The organism is Streptomyces sp. GESEQ-35, assembly GCF_017948485.1.
GTDB lineage: Bacteria > Actinomycetota > Actinomycetes > Streptomycetales > Streptomycetaceae > Streptomyces.
In genome coordinates this window covers 59,649-73,616 of sequence record NZ_JAFFSX010000028.1, presented here as the reverse complement: position 1 = coordinate 73,616, position 13,968 = coordinate 59,649, and the positions used below count along the sequence as shown (strand labels likewise).

The following is a 13,968-nucleotide window of genomic DNA, read 5'->3' as shown; positions in this document are numbered from 1 at the left end:
CTCTACATCTAGGGCTCCACGACGACTTCCTGCGCAGCGGCCGTCGTATCCGCCATCAGCCGCGCGTCCAGCGGCACGTTCCGCTTCACCAGCGCCAGCGCGACCGGACCCAGCTCGTGGTGGCGTACGGACGTCGTGACGAAACCGATCTTGCGGCCGTCGGGCCCTTCGTCCGCGAGCCGGACCTCCGTGCCGGCGGGCGGCAGATGGACCTCGCTGCCGTCGAGGTGGAGGAAGACCAGGCGGCGCGGAGGCTTGCCGAGGTTCTGCACGCGGGCGACCGTCTCCTGCCCCCGGTAGCAGCCCTTCTGGAGATGCACCGCCGTACCGATCCAGCCCAGCTCGTGCGGGATGGTGCGATGGTCGGTCTCGAAGCCGAGCCGGGGGCGGTGGCTCTCGACCCGGAGGGCCTCGTACGCCAGGATTCCGGCCGCCGGGCCGGCCTTCTCGGCGTACGACTCCAGGTCCGCGCGCGGGAGGAACAGATCACGGCCGTACGCCGTCTCGCGTACGACGACGCCCTCCGGCACCTCCGCGATCGAACCCGCGGGCAGGTGGACGACGGCGAACTCGCCTGTCCGGTCGGCGACTTCGACCCGGTAGAAGAACTTCATCGACTCCAGGTACTCGATCAGCGCGGCCTCGGTCCCGGGCTCGACATGGGCCCAGGTCGTCGACCCGTCGTCGACCAGATACAGCGCGTGCTCGATATGACCGTGCGCCGACAGGATCAGCGCCTCGGTGGCCTCGCCGGCCGACAGGCCGGTGACGTGCTGGGTGATCAGGAGGTGCAGCCAGCTCAGCCGGTCCTCGCCGGTGACGGTGACGACACCGCGGTGCGAGAGATCGACGAAGCCGGTGCCGTCGGCGAGGGCGCGCTGTTCGCGGAACAGATCGCCGTAGTGGGCGGCGACGCCTTCGTCCACGCCCTCGGCGGGGACGGCGCCGGGCAGGGACAGCAGAGGGCTCTTCATATGCCTAAGCCTACGACTCGGTAGTTGAATTCTTGAGTGTGCAGTCCTTGCACCGGCCGAAGATCGCGAAATGCTTCATGTCGGTCTCGAACCCGAAGGTGTCCCGCAGTTTGGCCGTGAACTCGGCCGCCACCGACACATCCGCCTCGATGACGTTCGTGCAGTCCCGGCAGACCAGGTGGATGTGGTGGTGCCGGTCCGCGAGGTGGTACGTCGGCGCTCCGTGCCCCAGATGCGCATGGCTGACCAGCCCGAGCTCCTCCAGGAGCTCCAGCGTCCGGTAGACGGTCGAAATATTGACCCCCGACGCCGTCTTCCTCACTTCCACGAGGATGTCGTCGGGGGTCGCGTGCTCAAGGGTGTCCACAGCTTCGAGCACGAGTTGCCGCTGCGGGGTCAGCCGGTAGCCGCGCTGCCTCAGGTCGCTCTTCCAATCGGTGCTCACCACACCAGAGAGTCTAGAACCACTCGCGCGGAGACCTACTTGCCGAGACCTACTTGAAGAAGGCGATCCCGTCGTCCGGCATATCGTCCGGGAGGGCCTTGGCCCAGCGCTCGACGTCCTCGGGAGTGACGACCTTCTTCAGGTGGGCGGACATGTAGGGGCGCAGCTCGACCTCGGGGGTCTGCTTCTCGCCGACCCACATCAGGTCGCTCTTGACGTAGCCGTAGAGCCGCTTGCCGCCGGTGTAGGGGCGGGCGGCCGCCGTACGCGCCACCGCGTCCGTCACCAGGTCGATCTGCGGCTTCTTGTCGGCCAGGTCGCCGTACCAGATCTCGATGACGCCGTCGTCGCGGACCATCGTGACCTCGACCTTGCGGTCGGCGTCGATGCGCCAGAAACCGGACTCGGACTCCAGGGGCCGGACCTTGTTCCCGTCGTTGTCCAGCACCCACGTGTGGGACCGGTACTCCAGAAAGTCCCGGCCGTCATGGCTGAAGGTGACCTCCTGGCCGAAGTTGCACTTCTCGGCGCCGGGGAAGTCGTGCACGCCCGCTCCGGCCCAGTTGCCGAGCAGGAAGGCGAGGGGGACCAGGTCCTTGTGGAGGTCGGACGGGATCTCGATCATGAGGTGGGAAATTCCTTGGTGGAGGTCAGCGCTGGCCCTGGTACAGCTTCTTCACGGTCAGCCCGGCGAAGGCGAGGACGCCTACGCAGACAAGGACCAGCAGGACTTCGAAGAAGATCTCCACGGAATGCTCCTCGGATGAGCGTGAGTGGGCGGTACTAGAGCCGGGCCCCAGCTTACGCGGCCGGGGCCCGGCCCTCCCGGTGAGGGGGCTCAGCCGAGCAGCTGGCTCTGGAGGGTCACCGTCTGCTGGAAGGGGACCGCTGCGGCCGCGCCCTTGCGGGACTGCACGACCACGGCGATGACGTCACCCGCCCGGAGGTACGCCTGCCGGACGTGCTCGGCACCGTACGGCTTCACCTCGTCGTAGGCGTAGCGCGAGATGTCCTCGATGCCGGCGGCGATCGGGTAGGCGTCGTCGAAGTCCGTGTCGGTGGTGCCGCGGGCGGCGAAGGCGGGCTCGTCGTACTCGGTGAAGTTTCCGTAGACCTCGTCGGCGACCGCGCCCGTGTCGAACTGAAGCAGGTAGATGCCGGTGCGGGTGCCGTCCTCGGTGGTCCAGCCGCGGGCCGCGATGTGCCGCAGCCCGTGGTCGGTGAGCAGTTGCCCCGCCTCGTCCCGGTCCTCCTTCTCCCCGAACACGGCGAGGAAGCCCTTCGTCGCCAGCCAGCCGTCCTCACCGCGCAGCGCCCTGTCCTCCGTCGCCCCCTCGGGTGCGGGCAGCACCAGCGCACGCAGGTCGGCATAGTGGGCCTCGGCCCAGTTCTTGGTGTCCAGCGGTCCCCGGCTCCCCGACGGCACCGGCGCCCGGCTGATCTCCGGATACGGCCACCGCCCGTCCGACTCGGTGGCCAGCCCCGGCAACTCCGTCCGCTCCGCCCCCAGCACTCCGTACGCCGTCCCGGCCCCCACCCCCGCGAACACGGCAACAACGGCGACCCACCGCGACACGGCTCGCAGAATCCGCCGGTCCTTGCGAGCCGAGGGGACCGGCTGCTGACCGGGCTCGTCCGACCCGTGGGCCGCTTCGGCCACGAGCTCCGTTCCCTCGGAGGGAGTCGGCTCGTGTGGTTGGTCGGTCATACGGCCTGTCCCGGGTCGTCGATGCGGTCGAGTTGTGCGGCGAAGAGCTTGGCGACGAAGGTGCCGTCGAGCGGGCCGGGTCCGTCCACGGTGACGTTGACCAGGATGTCGCCGACGGAGGTGGTGCAGAACGCGCTGCCCAGTTCCTCGTCGTCGCCCTTGGGCGTGAGGAAGCAGCGGGCGTCCTGGTGGCCCTCGATCTTCGGGCCCTTGCGGAAGACGTCCGTGGCGTTCAGGAACTCGTTGTAGGACGTCGCCATCCGACGTACGGCGGCACGGTCCGCGAGCCGTGTCAGCGTGACGTCGAACGTGATCGCGTCGGTTCCGTTGTAGTCGCGCCGGCCGACGACGTAACTGCGCAGCGCCATGCCCTGGATGCGCTGCTTGTCGATCAACTTCTCCACATTCCGGCGGGTGGAGCGGGGCAGATCCCTCACCGACTCCTTGCTCAGCGCCGTGGCCTGCGCCCCGCTGAACTCCTCGTCCGTGCCGAACTCCGCGAGATCGGGTCCACGCGTGTAGCCGTCGGTCCCGAACGGCAGGAACAGAGCGCTCAGCCCCGACGCCGACTGCTCACTCTCCTTCTCGTCGCCCCGGTCCGCCGCCGGGAACTCCCACCGGGGCGCCCCCGGCGTACGGTCCGCGTCCCGCACGCTCACCACGGCGTAGCCGACGCCGCCGATCACCGCACCCGCCAGCAGTACCGCTCCGGCGGCGGCCGCGATCCGGCCGCTCCGCGCTCTCACAGCTTCCCCATCTGTCGCACGGCCAGCTCCATGATCTTCGCCTTGGGGATCGGCTTTGTGTCGCTGATCCAGATCTCCATGTAGACGTCCCCGCGCCAGGCATGCGCCTCGGCCCGGTACACCGGGAGATAGCCCGGCTTCTGTTCGGGCGAGTCATGCACGTACGCCTGCCCGTCCCCGGTGCCGGGCACGGGCCAGCTACGGATGTCGTCCTCCTCCTCGGCCCAGTGGTGGCCGTTCTCCGCCCACTCGGACGCCGCCGGCTTGCTCTCCTGGAGGAACTGCACGAGAGCGATCTCGGCCACGTACGTCTCCCCCACCTGCCAAGCGGTCACGGCCGCCCGGCGGAACTCGTCGTCGACGAGGTTGCTGAAGGTGGTGGCCGGCCTCTCGTACCTGTCCGCGTACGTGGACAGGGACTGCCAGCCGTCGTCGCCCACCGGGAACAGGCTGTCCTTCGCCCCCTTCGGCCGGGACAGCAGCAGCTTGCGCAGATCGCCGTCCGTCTTCACCCGGCGGTCCTGCGCCGCCGACAGCGGCTCGACCTCGCCCGCGGCCTGCCGCAGCACCGGCTGGGAGAGCGGCGGCAGAGCGGTGGGCTCGCGCCCGGCCTGGACGACGTACCCGGTGCAGGCGCCGGCGACGACTCCCAGCACCGCCGCCGCGGCGATCATCAATGTCGTACGGCCTCGCCGACGCGGACGGGACGGCTCCACCGCCCCCTCGACTCTTTCGGGTTCTTCCCCAGCATCCACGGCATCCACTGCGTTCCCCTCAACACCTTTTTCACAGGTGACCCGCGGGCAACACGAGCAGTTGTAAGGGAGTTGATTACGATTCAGGCATGGCGAAGAAGCTCGTGATCAAGGTGACGGCGGGGGCGGATGCCCCCGAGCGGTGCTCGCAGGCGTTCACGGTGGCGGCGGTGGCGGTCGCCAGCGGCGTCGAGGTGTCGCTGTGGCTGACCGGGGAGTCCGCGTGGTTCGCGCTGCCGGGCAGGGCCGCCGAGTTCGAGCTGCCGCACGCGGCTCCGCTCCCCGACCTGCTCGCCTCCGTCCTCGCGGGCGGCACCCTCACCCTCTGCACCCAGTGCGCCGCCCGCCGCGACATCACGGAGAAGGACGTCATCGAGGGCGTACGGATCGCGGGGGCGCAGGTGTTCGTGCAGGAGGCGTTGGGGGACGCGACGCAGGCGCTGGTGTACTGAGCCGGAGTGAGTTCGCCCCCGCCAGGGGGCTCTGCCCCCTGGACCCCCGCTCCTCAAACGCCGGAGGGGCTGAATTTTCAGCCCGTCCGGCGTTTGAGGACGAGGCCGTTCAGGCCGAAGCGGGGGTCTGGGGGCGCAGCCCCCAGGGACGGGACGGGTAGGGGCGGCGGGGGCGACATCCATGCGGCGTCCGCCGTGCAGCAACCGGCCCGCGTTCCTACTGCCGCCGCTTCTTGCCGTCCAGTTCGTCCCACCACTCGTCGGACTTCGGGTCGCCGGACGGGTCGTCCCACCAGCGGTCGTCGGGGCCGCGGCGGTTGGCGACCATCGCGGCGAGGGGCGGGATGACCATCGCCACCACGCACATGCCCACGGCCACGGGGATCGACCAGAGACGTACGACTCCCCAGGCCAGGACGAAGAGCCCGATGCACGTCCCCATCATGGCGAAGTAGAGGTGGCGCCGGCGCGCGTACATACGTCCAGCGTAGGTCCGGGCAGCCGGAAGGGCCGCACCCGTGGGTACGGCCCTTCCGGCGATCAGGGTGCTGCTCAGACCGCGATCGCGACCTCCGCCAGGCCGCCCTGCTGGGCGATGACGGTGCGGTCGGCGGTGGCGCCCGGAACGAGGGCGCGGACGGTCCAGGTGCCCTCGGCCGCGTAGAAGCGGAACTGGCCCGTCGCGGAGGTGGGGACCTCCGCCGTGAACTCGCCGGTCGAGTCCAGGAGACGCACGTAGCCGGTCACCGGCTCGCCGTCACGCGTCACCTGGCCCTGGATGGTGGTCTCACCGGGCTTGATCGTCGAGGCGTCGGGGCCGCCGGCCTTCGCTCCACACATATGTCTTGTCCTTCGGTCGCAGCGATTACTTGTTGGCGCCGAGCTCGATCGGCACGCCGACGAGGGAGCCGTACTCGGTCCAGGAGCCGTCGTAGTTCTTGACGTTCTGGACGCCGAGCAGCTCGTGCAGGACGAACCACGTCAGCGCGGAACGCTCACCGATGCGGCAGTAGGCGATGGTGTCCTTGGCGAGGTCGACCTGCTCCTCGGCGTAGAGCTCCTTGAGCTCGTCGTCCGACTTGAAGGTGCCGTCGTCGTTGGCGTTCTTCGACCACGGGATGTTGCGGGCGGACGGGACGTGACCCGGACGCTGCGACTGCTCCTGCGGCAGGTGGGCGGGGGCGAGCAGCTTGCCGGAGAACTCGTCGGGCGACCGGACGTCGACCAGGTTCTGCGAGCCGATGGCCGCCACCACGTCATCGCGGAAGGCACGGATGGAGGTGTCCTGCGCCTTGGCCGCGTAGGTGGTGGCCGCGCGCTCCGGCACCTCCTCGACCAGCTCGCGGGCATCCAGCTCCCACTTCTTGCGGCCGCCGTCGAGCAGCTTGACGTTGTCGTGGCCGTACAGCTTGAAGTACCAGTAGGCGTACGAGGCGAACCAGTTGTTGTTGCCGCCGTAGAGGATCACCAGGGTGTCGTTGGCGATGCCCTTCGCCGACAGGAGCTTCTCGAAGCCCTCCTGGTCGATGAAGTCACGGCGTACCGGGTCCTGGAGGTCCTTGGTCCAGTCGATCCGGATGGCGCCTCGGATGTGGTTCTTCTCGTAGGCGGACGTGTCTTCGTCCACCTCGACGATGGCGATGTCGGCGTTGTCGAGGTTGGCCTCGACCCAGTCGGCGTCGACCAGGACGTCGCTGCGGCTCATGCTCTTTCTCCTCCGGGGCAGTTGCGGCGGGGCGTGCGAGTGAGAGGGGCGCGCGGTCCGAGAGCGGGACGGCGCACGAATGCCCTGGGCAGGGCGCGGGGAATGCGGAAGTCGATGCTTCCGCTCAGAAGGTGCGACAGAGCATGGCGGCGACGCGGCACAGGTCTACTGCCCGCCGCTTCGTGAGGTCCGCCTGACGCTTCATGGGCTTGAGCTTAGGGACGGACAGGCAGGCATGTCACCGGTGTGTCGCATTTTGAGACGCGATCGTCCGGGATGTGGGATGGAGTGACCTCGGGGGCGGGTGCCTCTGGGTTCCCGGGCCGGTGCGTCCGTCATCACATCTACGGTACGGACGCCCGCGTCTCGCCTTTCGGACGGCCCTGGAGGTTGGCCGCTGGACGTCCTACCCGGCCAGCCGGACGTCCGAACCCTTCACCCCGATCTCCACACCGTTCTGCGCCGCCTCGACCTTGTCCAGCTGGATGCCGCCCGGCAGGTCGTCGATCTGCTGCTCGAAGTCGGTGATCGTCCGGACATCGTTCTCGGCGATCCGGACGCCGCCGAACGCCGGGAGCTTGTCGGCGTGCACCTTCACCGTGTTGTCGCCCTCGACCGTGACGGTGCTGAGGACGGAGATCGGCTGGGGCAGCTTCGTGCCGAGTACGGTCGCCTCGACCGAGACCTTGATCTTGCCGTTGCCGCCGTCGGAGAGGCCGATGACGTTCGCGGTGACACCGGGGGCGACCTGGGCGGGCTCCGACTGGGCGGTCTTCAGCAGCTCGGCGTAGGAGATGGTCGCGGTGCCGGTGGCGGTGGCCGCGGTGGCGGAGCTGTAGTCGCCGGAGAACTCGACGCCCTTCATGTTCGCCTGGAGATCGTCGATACGGATCTTCTCGGCGCCCTCGCCCGCGGGGGCTTCGTAGTCCTTGATACCGATCTCGACGTCGTCCAGTTCGCCGCCGGCGACCTGGGTGAGGAAGGGGAAGCCCTTGATGGAGACATCGGGCTCGGAGGCGAGGTTCTCCGTGGTCCGGAGCTTGCCGGCGACCTCGTCCTCGGCGAAGTTCACGGCGAGGCGGTCGGCGGCTACGAAGAGGCCGCCGAGAATCACAACGACGATCAGCAGTATTCGCAGTGCGCGCATGTTCGGTGTTCCCCCACCTTGGCGTCATCAACGACGACGGTCACTGACGGTCGGTCGGGTGACCGTCCTGCGCGAGAGTAACCCTGAGGCAAGCCATGGCCGGGGATTGTCGATCAGCTGTGACATGAGGGACGGGCTCAGGAACGGGCTCAGCCCAGCGCCCGGCCCAGCAGGTACACCGCCGGCGCCGCTGCCGCCAGCGGCAACGCGACCCCTGCCGTGAAGTGGACGAATCGGGAGGGGTAGTCGTAGCTCGCGACCCGGTGCCCGATCAGGGCGCAGGCGGCCGCGCCCGCACCGAGGAACGCGCCGTTCGCGTCCAGCCCGGTCATGCCGCCCACCGCGATACCCGCGCCCGCCGCGGCGAGCAGGGAGACGATCACCGACGCCGGGGTGGGAAGAGGCAGCGCCCGGGCCAGGATCGCCACGGCCACCGCCGCCGCGCCCACCGTGACCGCGTCCGTGTCGGCCGCGAAGTAGCCGGCCGCGATGATCGACAGCGCCGCCGAGGCGACGGTAGCCATCAGGCCGTACATCCGCTCGTCCGGGTCCGCGTGCGAACGCAGTTGCAGGACCAGGGTCAGCAGCACCCACACACCCAGCGTGCCGAGGATCGCCGCCGGCGCGCGGTCGGCCGCCAGCAGCGCGACATCCGCGGTCAGCGCGCCCGCGAACGCCAGCGCGATGCCCTGCCGGGCCGGCCACATCCCGTTCAGCCGGAACCAGCCCGCAGCCGTCACGGCCTGGAGCACGACAAGCGGTACGAGCAGCGCGTACGACCCGATGGCCGCCGCGCCGGAGAGCAGCAGCCCCAGCAGCGCCGTCAGCCCCGCCGGCTGCATCCCGGGCTCGATGATCGGCGAACGCCCTTCCAGCCGGGCCCGCTGCGCATCGCTCATACGGGAGTTCCCGGCGAGGGTGGCGGGCCCGTAGGCGGGCTCGCCCTCGGCCGCGGTTTCGGCGGTACCGCCGCCGAGGCCTTCAGCGCCGGGTGCGGTGTTGGCCGGGGCGTACTCCTCGTGCCCTTGTGGCGGCAGGTACGCCGAAGGCACCTGCGTGTCCCACGTCTGCCCCTGCCACTGCTGCGTCTGCTGCCGGCCGGCGTGCGGGTCCTCGTACGCCTGCTGCCAGTACGGGTCGTACCCCTGCGGGTACTGCCCCTCGTAGGACCCGTTGGATCCCTCGTACGGCTGGTTGGTCATCTCACCCTCCTGCGAACGGCGGCAGCACCTCGACCGTGCCGCCGTCGGCCAGCCGTACCGTCTCATGTCCGCGGGTCCCCACGGGGTCACCGTCGATGAGGAACGAGCATCGCCGCAGGACGCGGGTGAGTTCACCGGGGTGTCGCTCGCGCACGGCGTCCAGCGCCTCGGCGAGGGTGGCCGCGTCGTACGGCTCCTCGGCGACCCCGGCCGCGGCCTTCGCGGCGGCCCAGTAGCGCACCGTGACCTTTGGCATCCGCTTCCTCAATCAGTGACCAGTCGGCAGTCGACAGGGCCAGGCTAGCCCGCCTTGGCCGCGGCCCAGTCCCCGATCCGGTCCAGCAGTTCGTCGGCCGCCGCGTGCTCGGCGTGGCCCATGCCGGGCTCCAGCCAGAGTTCGCCGTGGTCACCGGCGGCCGCGGCCAGCATGTGGGGGTGGTCGATGGGGAAGTAGCCGTCGAGGTAGCCGTGGACGACGAGGAGCGGCGTGGGCGCGATGTGCGGGACGGCCTCGACCGGGGAGAGGGGGACCGGGTCCCAGCCGCGGTGGGTGATCCTGGTCCGGAGCCCGTAGCGGGCCGCCAGGCGCCCCTCCCGGCGGGTGACCAGCCAGTGCACGCGCCGCATCCGGGGCGTGCCCCGGTAGTACCAGCGGGCGGGGGCACTCACCGAGATCACCGCGTCGGTCTGCGCTTCGGTGCGCCCCTCGTGCTCCAGCCCGGCCGCCTCGGCCGAGGCGCCGTACAGCGCCGCATGCCGCAGCACGACCGAGCCGCCCATCGAGAAGCCGATCGTCGCCACGCGCTTGTGCCCCAGCTGGCGGGCCCAGGTGACCGCGGCGGCGAGGTCGTGCACCTCACGGTCGCCGACCGTCGAGGTGCCGCCGGACCGCCCGTGGCCTCTGAAGGAGAAGGTGACGACCGAGCCGTGCCGGGCGAACGCCTGTGCCACCCGTCGCACGTGCGGCTTGTCCACATCACCGGTGAAACCGTGCGCGACGACGAACACCACATCACCGGAAGGTGGCGCTCCGGCGTCGTATACGACGCCGCCCGGCTCGTATACGGCGTCGATCGTCACTCCGTCGAACGTACGCAGAAACGTACGCAAAGACCCCGCCGTGTCCGTCTCGGATGTCGGACGAACGGTGGATCGTGCCACATGACCTGCCGCGCCAGCGCTCATGTGGGCTATTCTGCTGGACAGAGGACTCGGGCAGCGAAGCCCCCGGGTCCTTTTGTGCTTTCGGAAGCGTTGTATACGAAGCGGGAAACTCCAGGTAACCGCAGGTGTACGGGGCCGCCGGGATCGCAGAGCAGGTGATACACCGCACACGTCCTCGCAGGGACCGAGGAGGAACCAGACGTATGAGTTCTCTGCTGCTCCTGACCAATGCCCTCCAGCCGTCGACGGAGGTGCTCCCCGCTCTTGGCCTTCTCCTGCACAACGTGCGGGTGGCCCCCGCGGAGGGCCCCGCTCTCGTCGACACCCCGGGTGCCGACGTCATCCTGATCGACGGCCGCCGTGACCTACCGCAGGTGCGCAGTCTGTGTCAGCTGCTGCGCTCCACGGGCCCCGGCTGCCCGCTCATCCTCGTCGTCACCGAGGGCGGCCTGGCCGCCGTCACCGCCGACTGGGGCATCGACGACGTCCTGCTGGACACCGCCGGCCCGGCGGAGGTCGAGGCGCGGCTGCGGCTGGCCATGGGCCGCCAGCAGATCGTGAACGACGACTCCCCCATGGAGATCCGCAACGGCGACCTGTCGGTCGACGAGGCGACGTACTCCGCCAAGCTCAAGGGCCGGGTCCTCGACCTCACCTTCAAGGAGTTCGAGCTCCTGAAGTACCTCGCGCAGCACCCGGGCCGGGTCTTCACGCGCGCGCAGCTCCTTCAGGAGGTCTGGGGCTACGACTACTTCGGTGGCACCCGGACCGTCGACGTCCACGTACGACGGCTGCGCGCCAAGCTCGGAGTCGAGCACGAGTCGCTGATCGGGACCGTCCGGAACGTCGGTTATCGATTCGTTACGCCGGAGAAGGCGGACCGCTCGGAGCGTTCCTCGGACGAGGCGAAGGCCAAGGCGGACCAGCCAAAGCCGGAGGATGCGGACGAGACGGCCTCCCTGGATGCCGCCGAGGTCCCGGCCGAGGCCTGACGACCTGTGGGCGGGTACCGCCCGCCCACAGGAGTCGCACAGCTGAGCATCTTTACGCCCTGCCCAGAGTGGGTCCATCCGCGTAGACTCCGCGCGTGGCCAAGGTGACTCGGGATGATGTGGCGCGACTGGCAGGGACGTCAACTGCTGTCGTCAGTTACGTCATCAACAACGGACCCCGGCCGGTCGCCCCGGCCACGCGCGAGCGTGTACTCGCCGCGATCAAGGAGCTGGGCTACCGGCCCGACCGGGTCGCGCAGGCCATGGCGTCGCGGCGCACGGACCTCATAGGCCTGATCGTGCCGGACGCCCGCCAGCCCTTCTTCGGGGAGATGGCGCACGCGGTCGAACAGGCCGCCTCCGAGCGCGGGAAAATGGTGCTGGTCGGGAACTCCGACTACATCGCCGAGCGCGAGGTCCACTATCTGCGGGCCTTCCTCGGTATGCGGGTCTCGGGACTGATCCTGGTCAGTCACGCACTGAACGACAACGCCGCCGCCGAGATCGACGCCTGGGACGCCCGGGTGGTGCTGCTGCACGAGCGGCCCGAGGCGATCGACGACGTCGCGGTGGTCACGGACGACCTGGGCGGCGCCCAGCTCGCCACCCGCCATCTCCTGGAGCACGGCTACGACTACGTCGCCTGTATGGGCGGCACCGCCGAGACCCCCTCGGTCGGCGACCCCGTCTCCGACCACGTCGAGGGCTGGCGGCGCGCGATGGACGAGGCCGGGATCCCCACCGAGGGACGGCTGTTCGAAGCGCCGTACAACCGCTACGACGCGTACCACATCGCCCTGGAGATCCTCGCCGGGCCCAGCCGCCCGCCCGCGATCTTCTGCTCCACCGACGACCAGGCCATCGGCCTGCTGCGCGCGGCCCGCGAGCTGCGCATCGACGTGCCGGGCGAGCTGGGCGTCATCGGCTTCGACGACATCAAGGAAGCGGCCCTCGCCGACCCGCCCATGACCACGATCGCCTCGGACCGCTCGGCCATGGCGCGCGCGGCGGTGGACCTGGTCCTGGACGACGGTCTGCGGGTGGCGGGTTCGCGCCGCGAGCGGCTGAAGGTGTTCCCTTCGCAGTTGGTGATACGGCGATCCTGCGGCTGTGAGGCGTGACGACCCCTTCATGAGGGTTGTCTGAGAGGCCTGGCCAAGCCGCCAGAGAGGCCTTTACATCGGGCAAACGAGGTTCTGGCGGCGTTCTCAGCAAGCACTCAGGGAGCTCTCATCGAGGAGCGACAAGCTCTGAGACATGACCGAGAGCATCCGCCGCAGCGGCGAGTACGAGTACCCCAGCGAGGGCGACCAGCAGCAGTCGACGTACGCCCAGCAGCACGCCTCCTCCCCCGTCAACCCCGAGTGGCCGCCCCCGCCGGCGTACCAGCCGCCGGTCACTGTTGAGCCCGGGACGACCGTCTGGCCTTCGCAGGCCGCGCACGCGTCGGCTCCGGCCGGGTTCGCGGCGGACGACGCCGGTCACGGCGGCGACGGCGGAACCGCGGTCCTGACGGCCGCCCCCGCCGACCCCGCTCCTGCCGAGCCGAAGAAGCGGCGCAGCCGCGGCCCGCTCGCCCTCCTCGCCGCCGTGGCGATCGTCGCCGCGGCCATCGGCGGCGGTACGGCGTACGGCATCCAGGAGCTGACCGGCAACGACACGGTGACCGCCTCCAGCGCCAGCACCAATGTCGTGCCGTCCAGCCAGAAGGGCACGGTCTCCGGGGTCGCCGCGGCGGTCAGCCCGAGCATCGTCGAGATCAACGCCACCTCGAACGCCGGTGAGTCCACCGGCTCCGGCGTGATCATCACCAGCGACGGCGAGATCATCACCAACAACCACGTCGTCTCCGGCGCCTCGTCGATCAAGGTGAGCACCAGCGACGGCAAGACGTACACCGCGCAGGTGGTCGGCACCGACAGCAAGAAGGACCTGGCGCTCATCAAGCTGGAGAACGCCTCCGGCCTCAAGACCGCCACCCTCGGCAACTCCGACGGTGTGCAGGTCGGCGACACGGTCGTGGCGATCGGTTCCCCCGAGGGTCTGACCGGCACCGTCACCAGCGGCATCGTCTCCGCCCTGAACCGTGACGTGACCGTGTCCACCGATGAGGGCCAGCAACAGCAGCAGGGCGGCGGCAGCGGACAGTGGCCGTTCGAGTTCGGCGGCCAGCAGTTCAACGGCGACACCGGCTCGTCCACGACGACGTACAAGGCGCTCCAGACGGACGCGTCCCTGAACCCCGGCAACTCCGGCGGCGCGCTCATCGACATGAACGGCAACATCATCGGCATCAACTCCGCGATGTACTCCGCCGCCGACGCGACCTCCTCGTCCAGCGCCGGCAATGTCGGCCTCGGCTTCGCCATCCCGATCAACACCGTCAAGTCCGACCTGGCCACGCTGCGGGCCGGCGGCTCCGACAGCTAGTCGCCCAGGCGACCAGTCGACCCAGGAGGTCACGATGATCAAGCAGGTCTCCCACTCCGTCACCGCCGCCGACCCGGCCGGCTTCGCCCTGGCCCTCGAAGTGGCGTACGAACTGCACGCTCCGGCGCCGCGGGCGCCGGAGGTGGCGGTGAGCGGCACCCGGGCCCGTCGTACGGCCGCCGCCCGCACCCGCAGCCGTACCGTACGAGGCTGAAAGCGTGCGACGCTGAGATCGACCGTCCCACGTC

General features: G+C 69.8%; 19 protein-coding genes. 5 read left to right on the top strand and 14 right to left on the bottom strand.

Annotated elements, in window-relative coordinates; genetic code table 11:
- Window positions 1–8 precede the first annotated feature (8 nt).
- The 6 genes from KCH87_RS38630 to KCH87_RS38605 form a co-directional block, all read right to left on the bottom strand.
- Entirely contained in the window at window positions 9–974 is a 966-nt protein-coding gene (locus KCH87_RS38630) for a folate-binding protein YgfZ (protein WP_210592548.1), read from the bottom strand.
- A gap of 10 nt (window positions 975–984) precedes the next feature.
- A complete protein-coding gene (locus KCH87_RS38625) occupies window positions 985–1,422 on the bottom strand; it encodes a Fur family transcriptional regulator (protein ID WP_210592547.1) in 438 nt (145 codons plus the stop codon).
- Window positions 1,423–1,468: 46 nt separating this feature from the next.
- Window positions 1,469–2,044, bottom strand: coding sequence for an FABP family protein (locus tag KCH87_RS38620; protein ID WP_210592546.1), 576 nt, complete (start codon window positions 2,042–2,044; stop codon window positions 1,469–1,471).
- Window positions 2,045–2,257: 213 nt separating this feature from the next.
- The gene (locus tag KCH87_RS38615; protein WP_210592545.1) at window positions 2,258–3,127 is read right to left on the bottom strand and encodes a hypothetical protein; all 870 of its coding nucleotides are present in this window, start codon (window positions 3,125–3,127) and stop codon (window positions 2,258–2,260) included.
- Window positions 3,124–3,873, bottom strand: coding sequence for a hypothetical protein (locus tag KCH87_RS38610; RefSeq protein ID WP_210592544.1), 750 nt, complete (start codon window positions 3,871–3,873; stop codon window positions 3,124–3,126). Before KCH87_RS38610 ends, KCH87_RS38615 begins: the two co-directional genes overlap by 4 nt.
- The gene (locus KCH87_RS38605; RefSeq protein ID WP_308299021.1) at window positions 3,870–4,589 is read right to left on the bottom strand and encodes a hypothetical protein; all 720 of its coding nucleotides are present in this window, start codon (window positions 4,587–4,589) and stop codon (window positions 3,870–3,872) included. The genes KCH87_RS38610 and KCH87_RS38605 overlap by 4 nt, the downstream gene beginning before the upstream one ends.
- Before the next feature lie 128 nt (window positions 4,590–4,717).
- Between KCH87_RS38605 and KCH87_RS38600 the strand changes: the two genes are divergently transcribed.
- Window positions 4,718–5,080 carry a DsrE family protein gene (locus tag KCH87_RS38600; protein WP_210592543.1) on the top strand — a complete coding sequence of 121 codons (363 nt, stop codon included), beginning with the start codon at window positions 4,718–4,720 and terminating at the stop codon, window positions 5,078–5,080.
- A gap of 217 nt (window positions 5,081–5,297) precedes the next feature.
- Here KCH87_RS38600 and KCH87_RS38595 read toward each other — a convergent pair whose 3' ends face one another.
- From KCH87_RS38595 to KCH87_RS38565, 8 genes are all read right to left on the bottom strand, one after another.
- The gene (locus KCH87_RS38595; RefSeq protein ID WP_210592542.1) at window positions 5,298–5,558 is read right to left on the bottom strand and encodes a DUF3099 domain-containing protein; all 261 of its coding nucleotides are present in this window, start codon (window positions 5,556–5,558) and stop codon (window positions 5,298–5,300) included.
- A gap of 74 nt (window positions 5,559–5,632) precedes the next feature.
- Window positions 5,633–5,920: a DUF1416 domain-containing protein gene (locus tag KCH87_RS38590; protein WP_210592541.1), complete on the bottom strand. Its 288-nt coding sequence runs from the start codon at window positions 5,918–5,920 to the stop codon at window positions 5,633–5,635.
- A gap of 25 nt (window positions 5,921–5,945) precedes the next feature.
- The gene (locus tag KCH87_RS38585) at window positions 5,946–6,785 is read right to left on the bottom strand and encodes a sulfurtransferase (RefSeq protein WP_210592540.1); all 840 of its coding nucleotides are present in this window, start codon (window positions 6,783–6,785) and stop codon (window positions 5,946–5,948) included.
- A 124-nt stretch (window positions 6,786–6,909) separates the two neighbouring features.
- Window positions 6,910–6,990, bottom strand: a complete 81-nt coding sequence (locus tag KCH87_RS50855) for a putative leader peptide (protein WP_350310325.1) — start codon at window positions 6,988–6,990, stop codon at window positions 6,910–6,912.
- A gap of 201 nt (window positions 6,991–7,191) precedes the next feature.
- Complete coding sequence (locus KCH87_RS38580; protein ID WP_210592539.1) at window positions 7,192–7,932, bottom strand: DUF2993 domain-containing protein; 741 nt, start codon at window positions 7,930–7,932, stop codon at window positions 7,192–7,194.
- Between the two features lie 149 nt (window positions 7,933–8,081).
- A complete protein-coding gene (locus tag KCH87_RS38575; protein WP_210592538.1) occupies window positions 8,082–9,134 on the bottom strand; it encodes a hypothetical protein in 1,053 nt (350 codons plus the stop codon).
- A 1-nt stretch (window position 9,135) separates the two neighbouring features.
- Window positions 9,136–9,390 (bottom strand): MoaD/ThiS family protein, encoded by a 255-nt coding sequence (locus KCH87_RS38570; protein ID WP_210592537.1) that lies wholly within the window; start codon window positions 9,388–9,390, stop codon window positions 9,136–9,138.
- Between the two features lie 44 nt (window positions 9,391–9,434).
- A complete protein-coding gene (locus KCH87_RS38565; protein ID WP_210592536.1) occupies window positions 9,435–10,319 on the bottom strand; it encodes an alpha/beta hydrolase in 885 nt (294 codons plus the stop codon).
- Between the two features lie 182 nt (window positions 10,320–10,501).
- On the opposite strand from KCH87_RS38565, the gene KCH87_RS38560 reads away from it, so the two are divergent.
- The 4 genes from KCH87_RS38560 to KCH87_RS38545 all read left to right on the top strand — a co-directional run bounded on the left by KCH87_RS38560 (window position 10,502) and on the right by KCH87_RS38545 (window position 13,934).
- The gene (locus KCH87_RS38560) at window positions 10,502–11,290 is read left to right on the top strand and encodes a response regulator transcription factor (protein WP_210592535.1); all 789 of its coding nucleotides are present in this window, start codon (window positions 10,502–10,504) and stop codon (window positions 11,288–11,290) included.
- A 95-nt stretch (window positions 11,291–11,385) separates the two neighbouring features.
- Window positions 11,386–12,411 (top strand): LacI family DNA-binding transcriptional regulator, encoded by a 1,026-nt coding sequence (locus KCH87_RS38555; RefSeq protein WP_210592534.1) that lies wholly within the window; start codon window positions 11,386–11,388, stop codon window positions 12,409–12,411.
- 136 nt (window positions 12,412–12,547) lie between these two features.
- Window positions 12,548–13,720 (top strand): S1C family serine protease, encoded by a 1,173-nt coding sequence (locus tag KCH87_RS38550; protein WP_210592533.1) that lies wholly within the window; start codon window positions 12,548–12,550, stop codon window positions 13,718–13,720.
- Between the two features lie 34 nt (window positions 13,721–13,754).
- A complete protein-coding gene (locus KCH87_RS38545) occupies window positions 13,755–13,934 on the top strand; it encodes a hypothetical protein (protein WP_210592532.1) in 180 nt (59 codons plus the stop codon).
- The last annotated feature ends 34 nt before the right edge of the window (window positions 13,935–13,968 follow it).

Coding starts and splice junctions, on each gene's coding strand:
- KCH87_RS38580 (WP_210592539.1), bottom strand. CDS start 7,932: ATGCGCGCACTGCGAATACTGCTGATCGTCGTTGTGATTCTCGGCGGC.
- KCH87_RS38615 (WP_210592545.1), bottom strand. CDS start 3,127: ATGACCGACCAACCACACGAGCCGACTCCCTCCGAGGGAACGGAGCTC.
- KCH87_RS38620 (WP_210592546.1), bottom strand. CDS start 2,044: ATGATCGAGATCCCGTCCGACCTCCACAAGGACCTGGTCCCCCTCGCC.
- KCH87_RS38565 (WP_210592536.1), bottom strand. CDS start 10,319: ATGAGCGCTGGCGCGGCAGGTCATGTGGCACGATCCACCGTTCGTCCG.
- KCH87_RS38590 (WP_210592541.1), bottom strand. CDS start 5,920: ATGTGTGGAGCGAAGGCCGGCGGCCCCGACGCCTCGACGATCAAGCCC.
- KCH87_RS38630 (WP_210592548.1), bottom strand. CDS start 974: ATGAAGAGCCCTCTGCTGTCCCTGCCCGGCGCCGTCCCCGCCGAGGGC.
- KCH87_RS38600 (WP_210592543.1), top strand. CDS start 4,718: ATGGCGAAGAAGCTCGTGATCAAGGTGACGGCGGGGGCGGATGCCCCC.
- KCH87_RS38560 (WP_210592535.1), top strand. CDS start 10,502: ATGAGTTCTCTGCTGCTCCTGACCAATGCCCTCCAGCCGTCGACGGAG.
- KCH87_RS38550 (WP_210592533.1), top strand. CDS start 12,548: ATGACCGAGAGCATCCGCCGCAGCGGCGAGTACGAGTACCCCAGCGAG.
- KCH87_RS38585 (WP_210592540.1), bottom strand. CDS start 6,785: ATGAGCCGCAGCGACGTCCTGGTCGACGCCGACTGGGTCGAGGCCAAC.
- KCH87_RS38570 (WP_210592537.1), bottom strand. CDS start 9,390: ATGCCAAAGGTCACGGTGCGCTACTGGGCCGCCGCGAAGGCCGCGGCC.
- KCH87_RS38545 (WP_210592532.1), top strand. CDS start 13,755: ATGATCAAGCAGGTCTCCCACTCCGTCACCGCCGCCGACCCGGCCGGC.
- KCH87_RS38575 (WP_210592538.1), bottom strand. CDS start 9,134: ATGACCAACCAGCCGTACGAGGGATCCAACGGGTCCTACGAGGGGCAG.
- KCH87_RS50855 (WP_350310325.1), bottom strand. CDS start 6,990: ATGAAGCGTCAGGCGGACCTCACGAAGCGGCGGGCAGTAGACCTGTGC.
- KCH87_RS38595 (WP_210592542.1), bottom strand. CDS start 5,558: ATGTACGCGCGCCGGCGCCACCTCTACTTCGCCATGATGGGGACGTGC.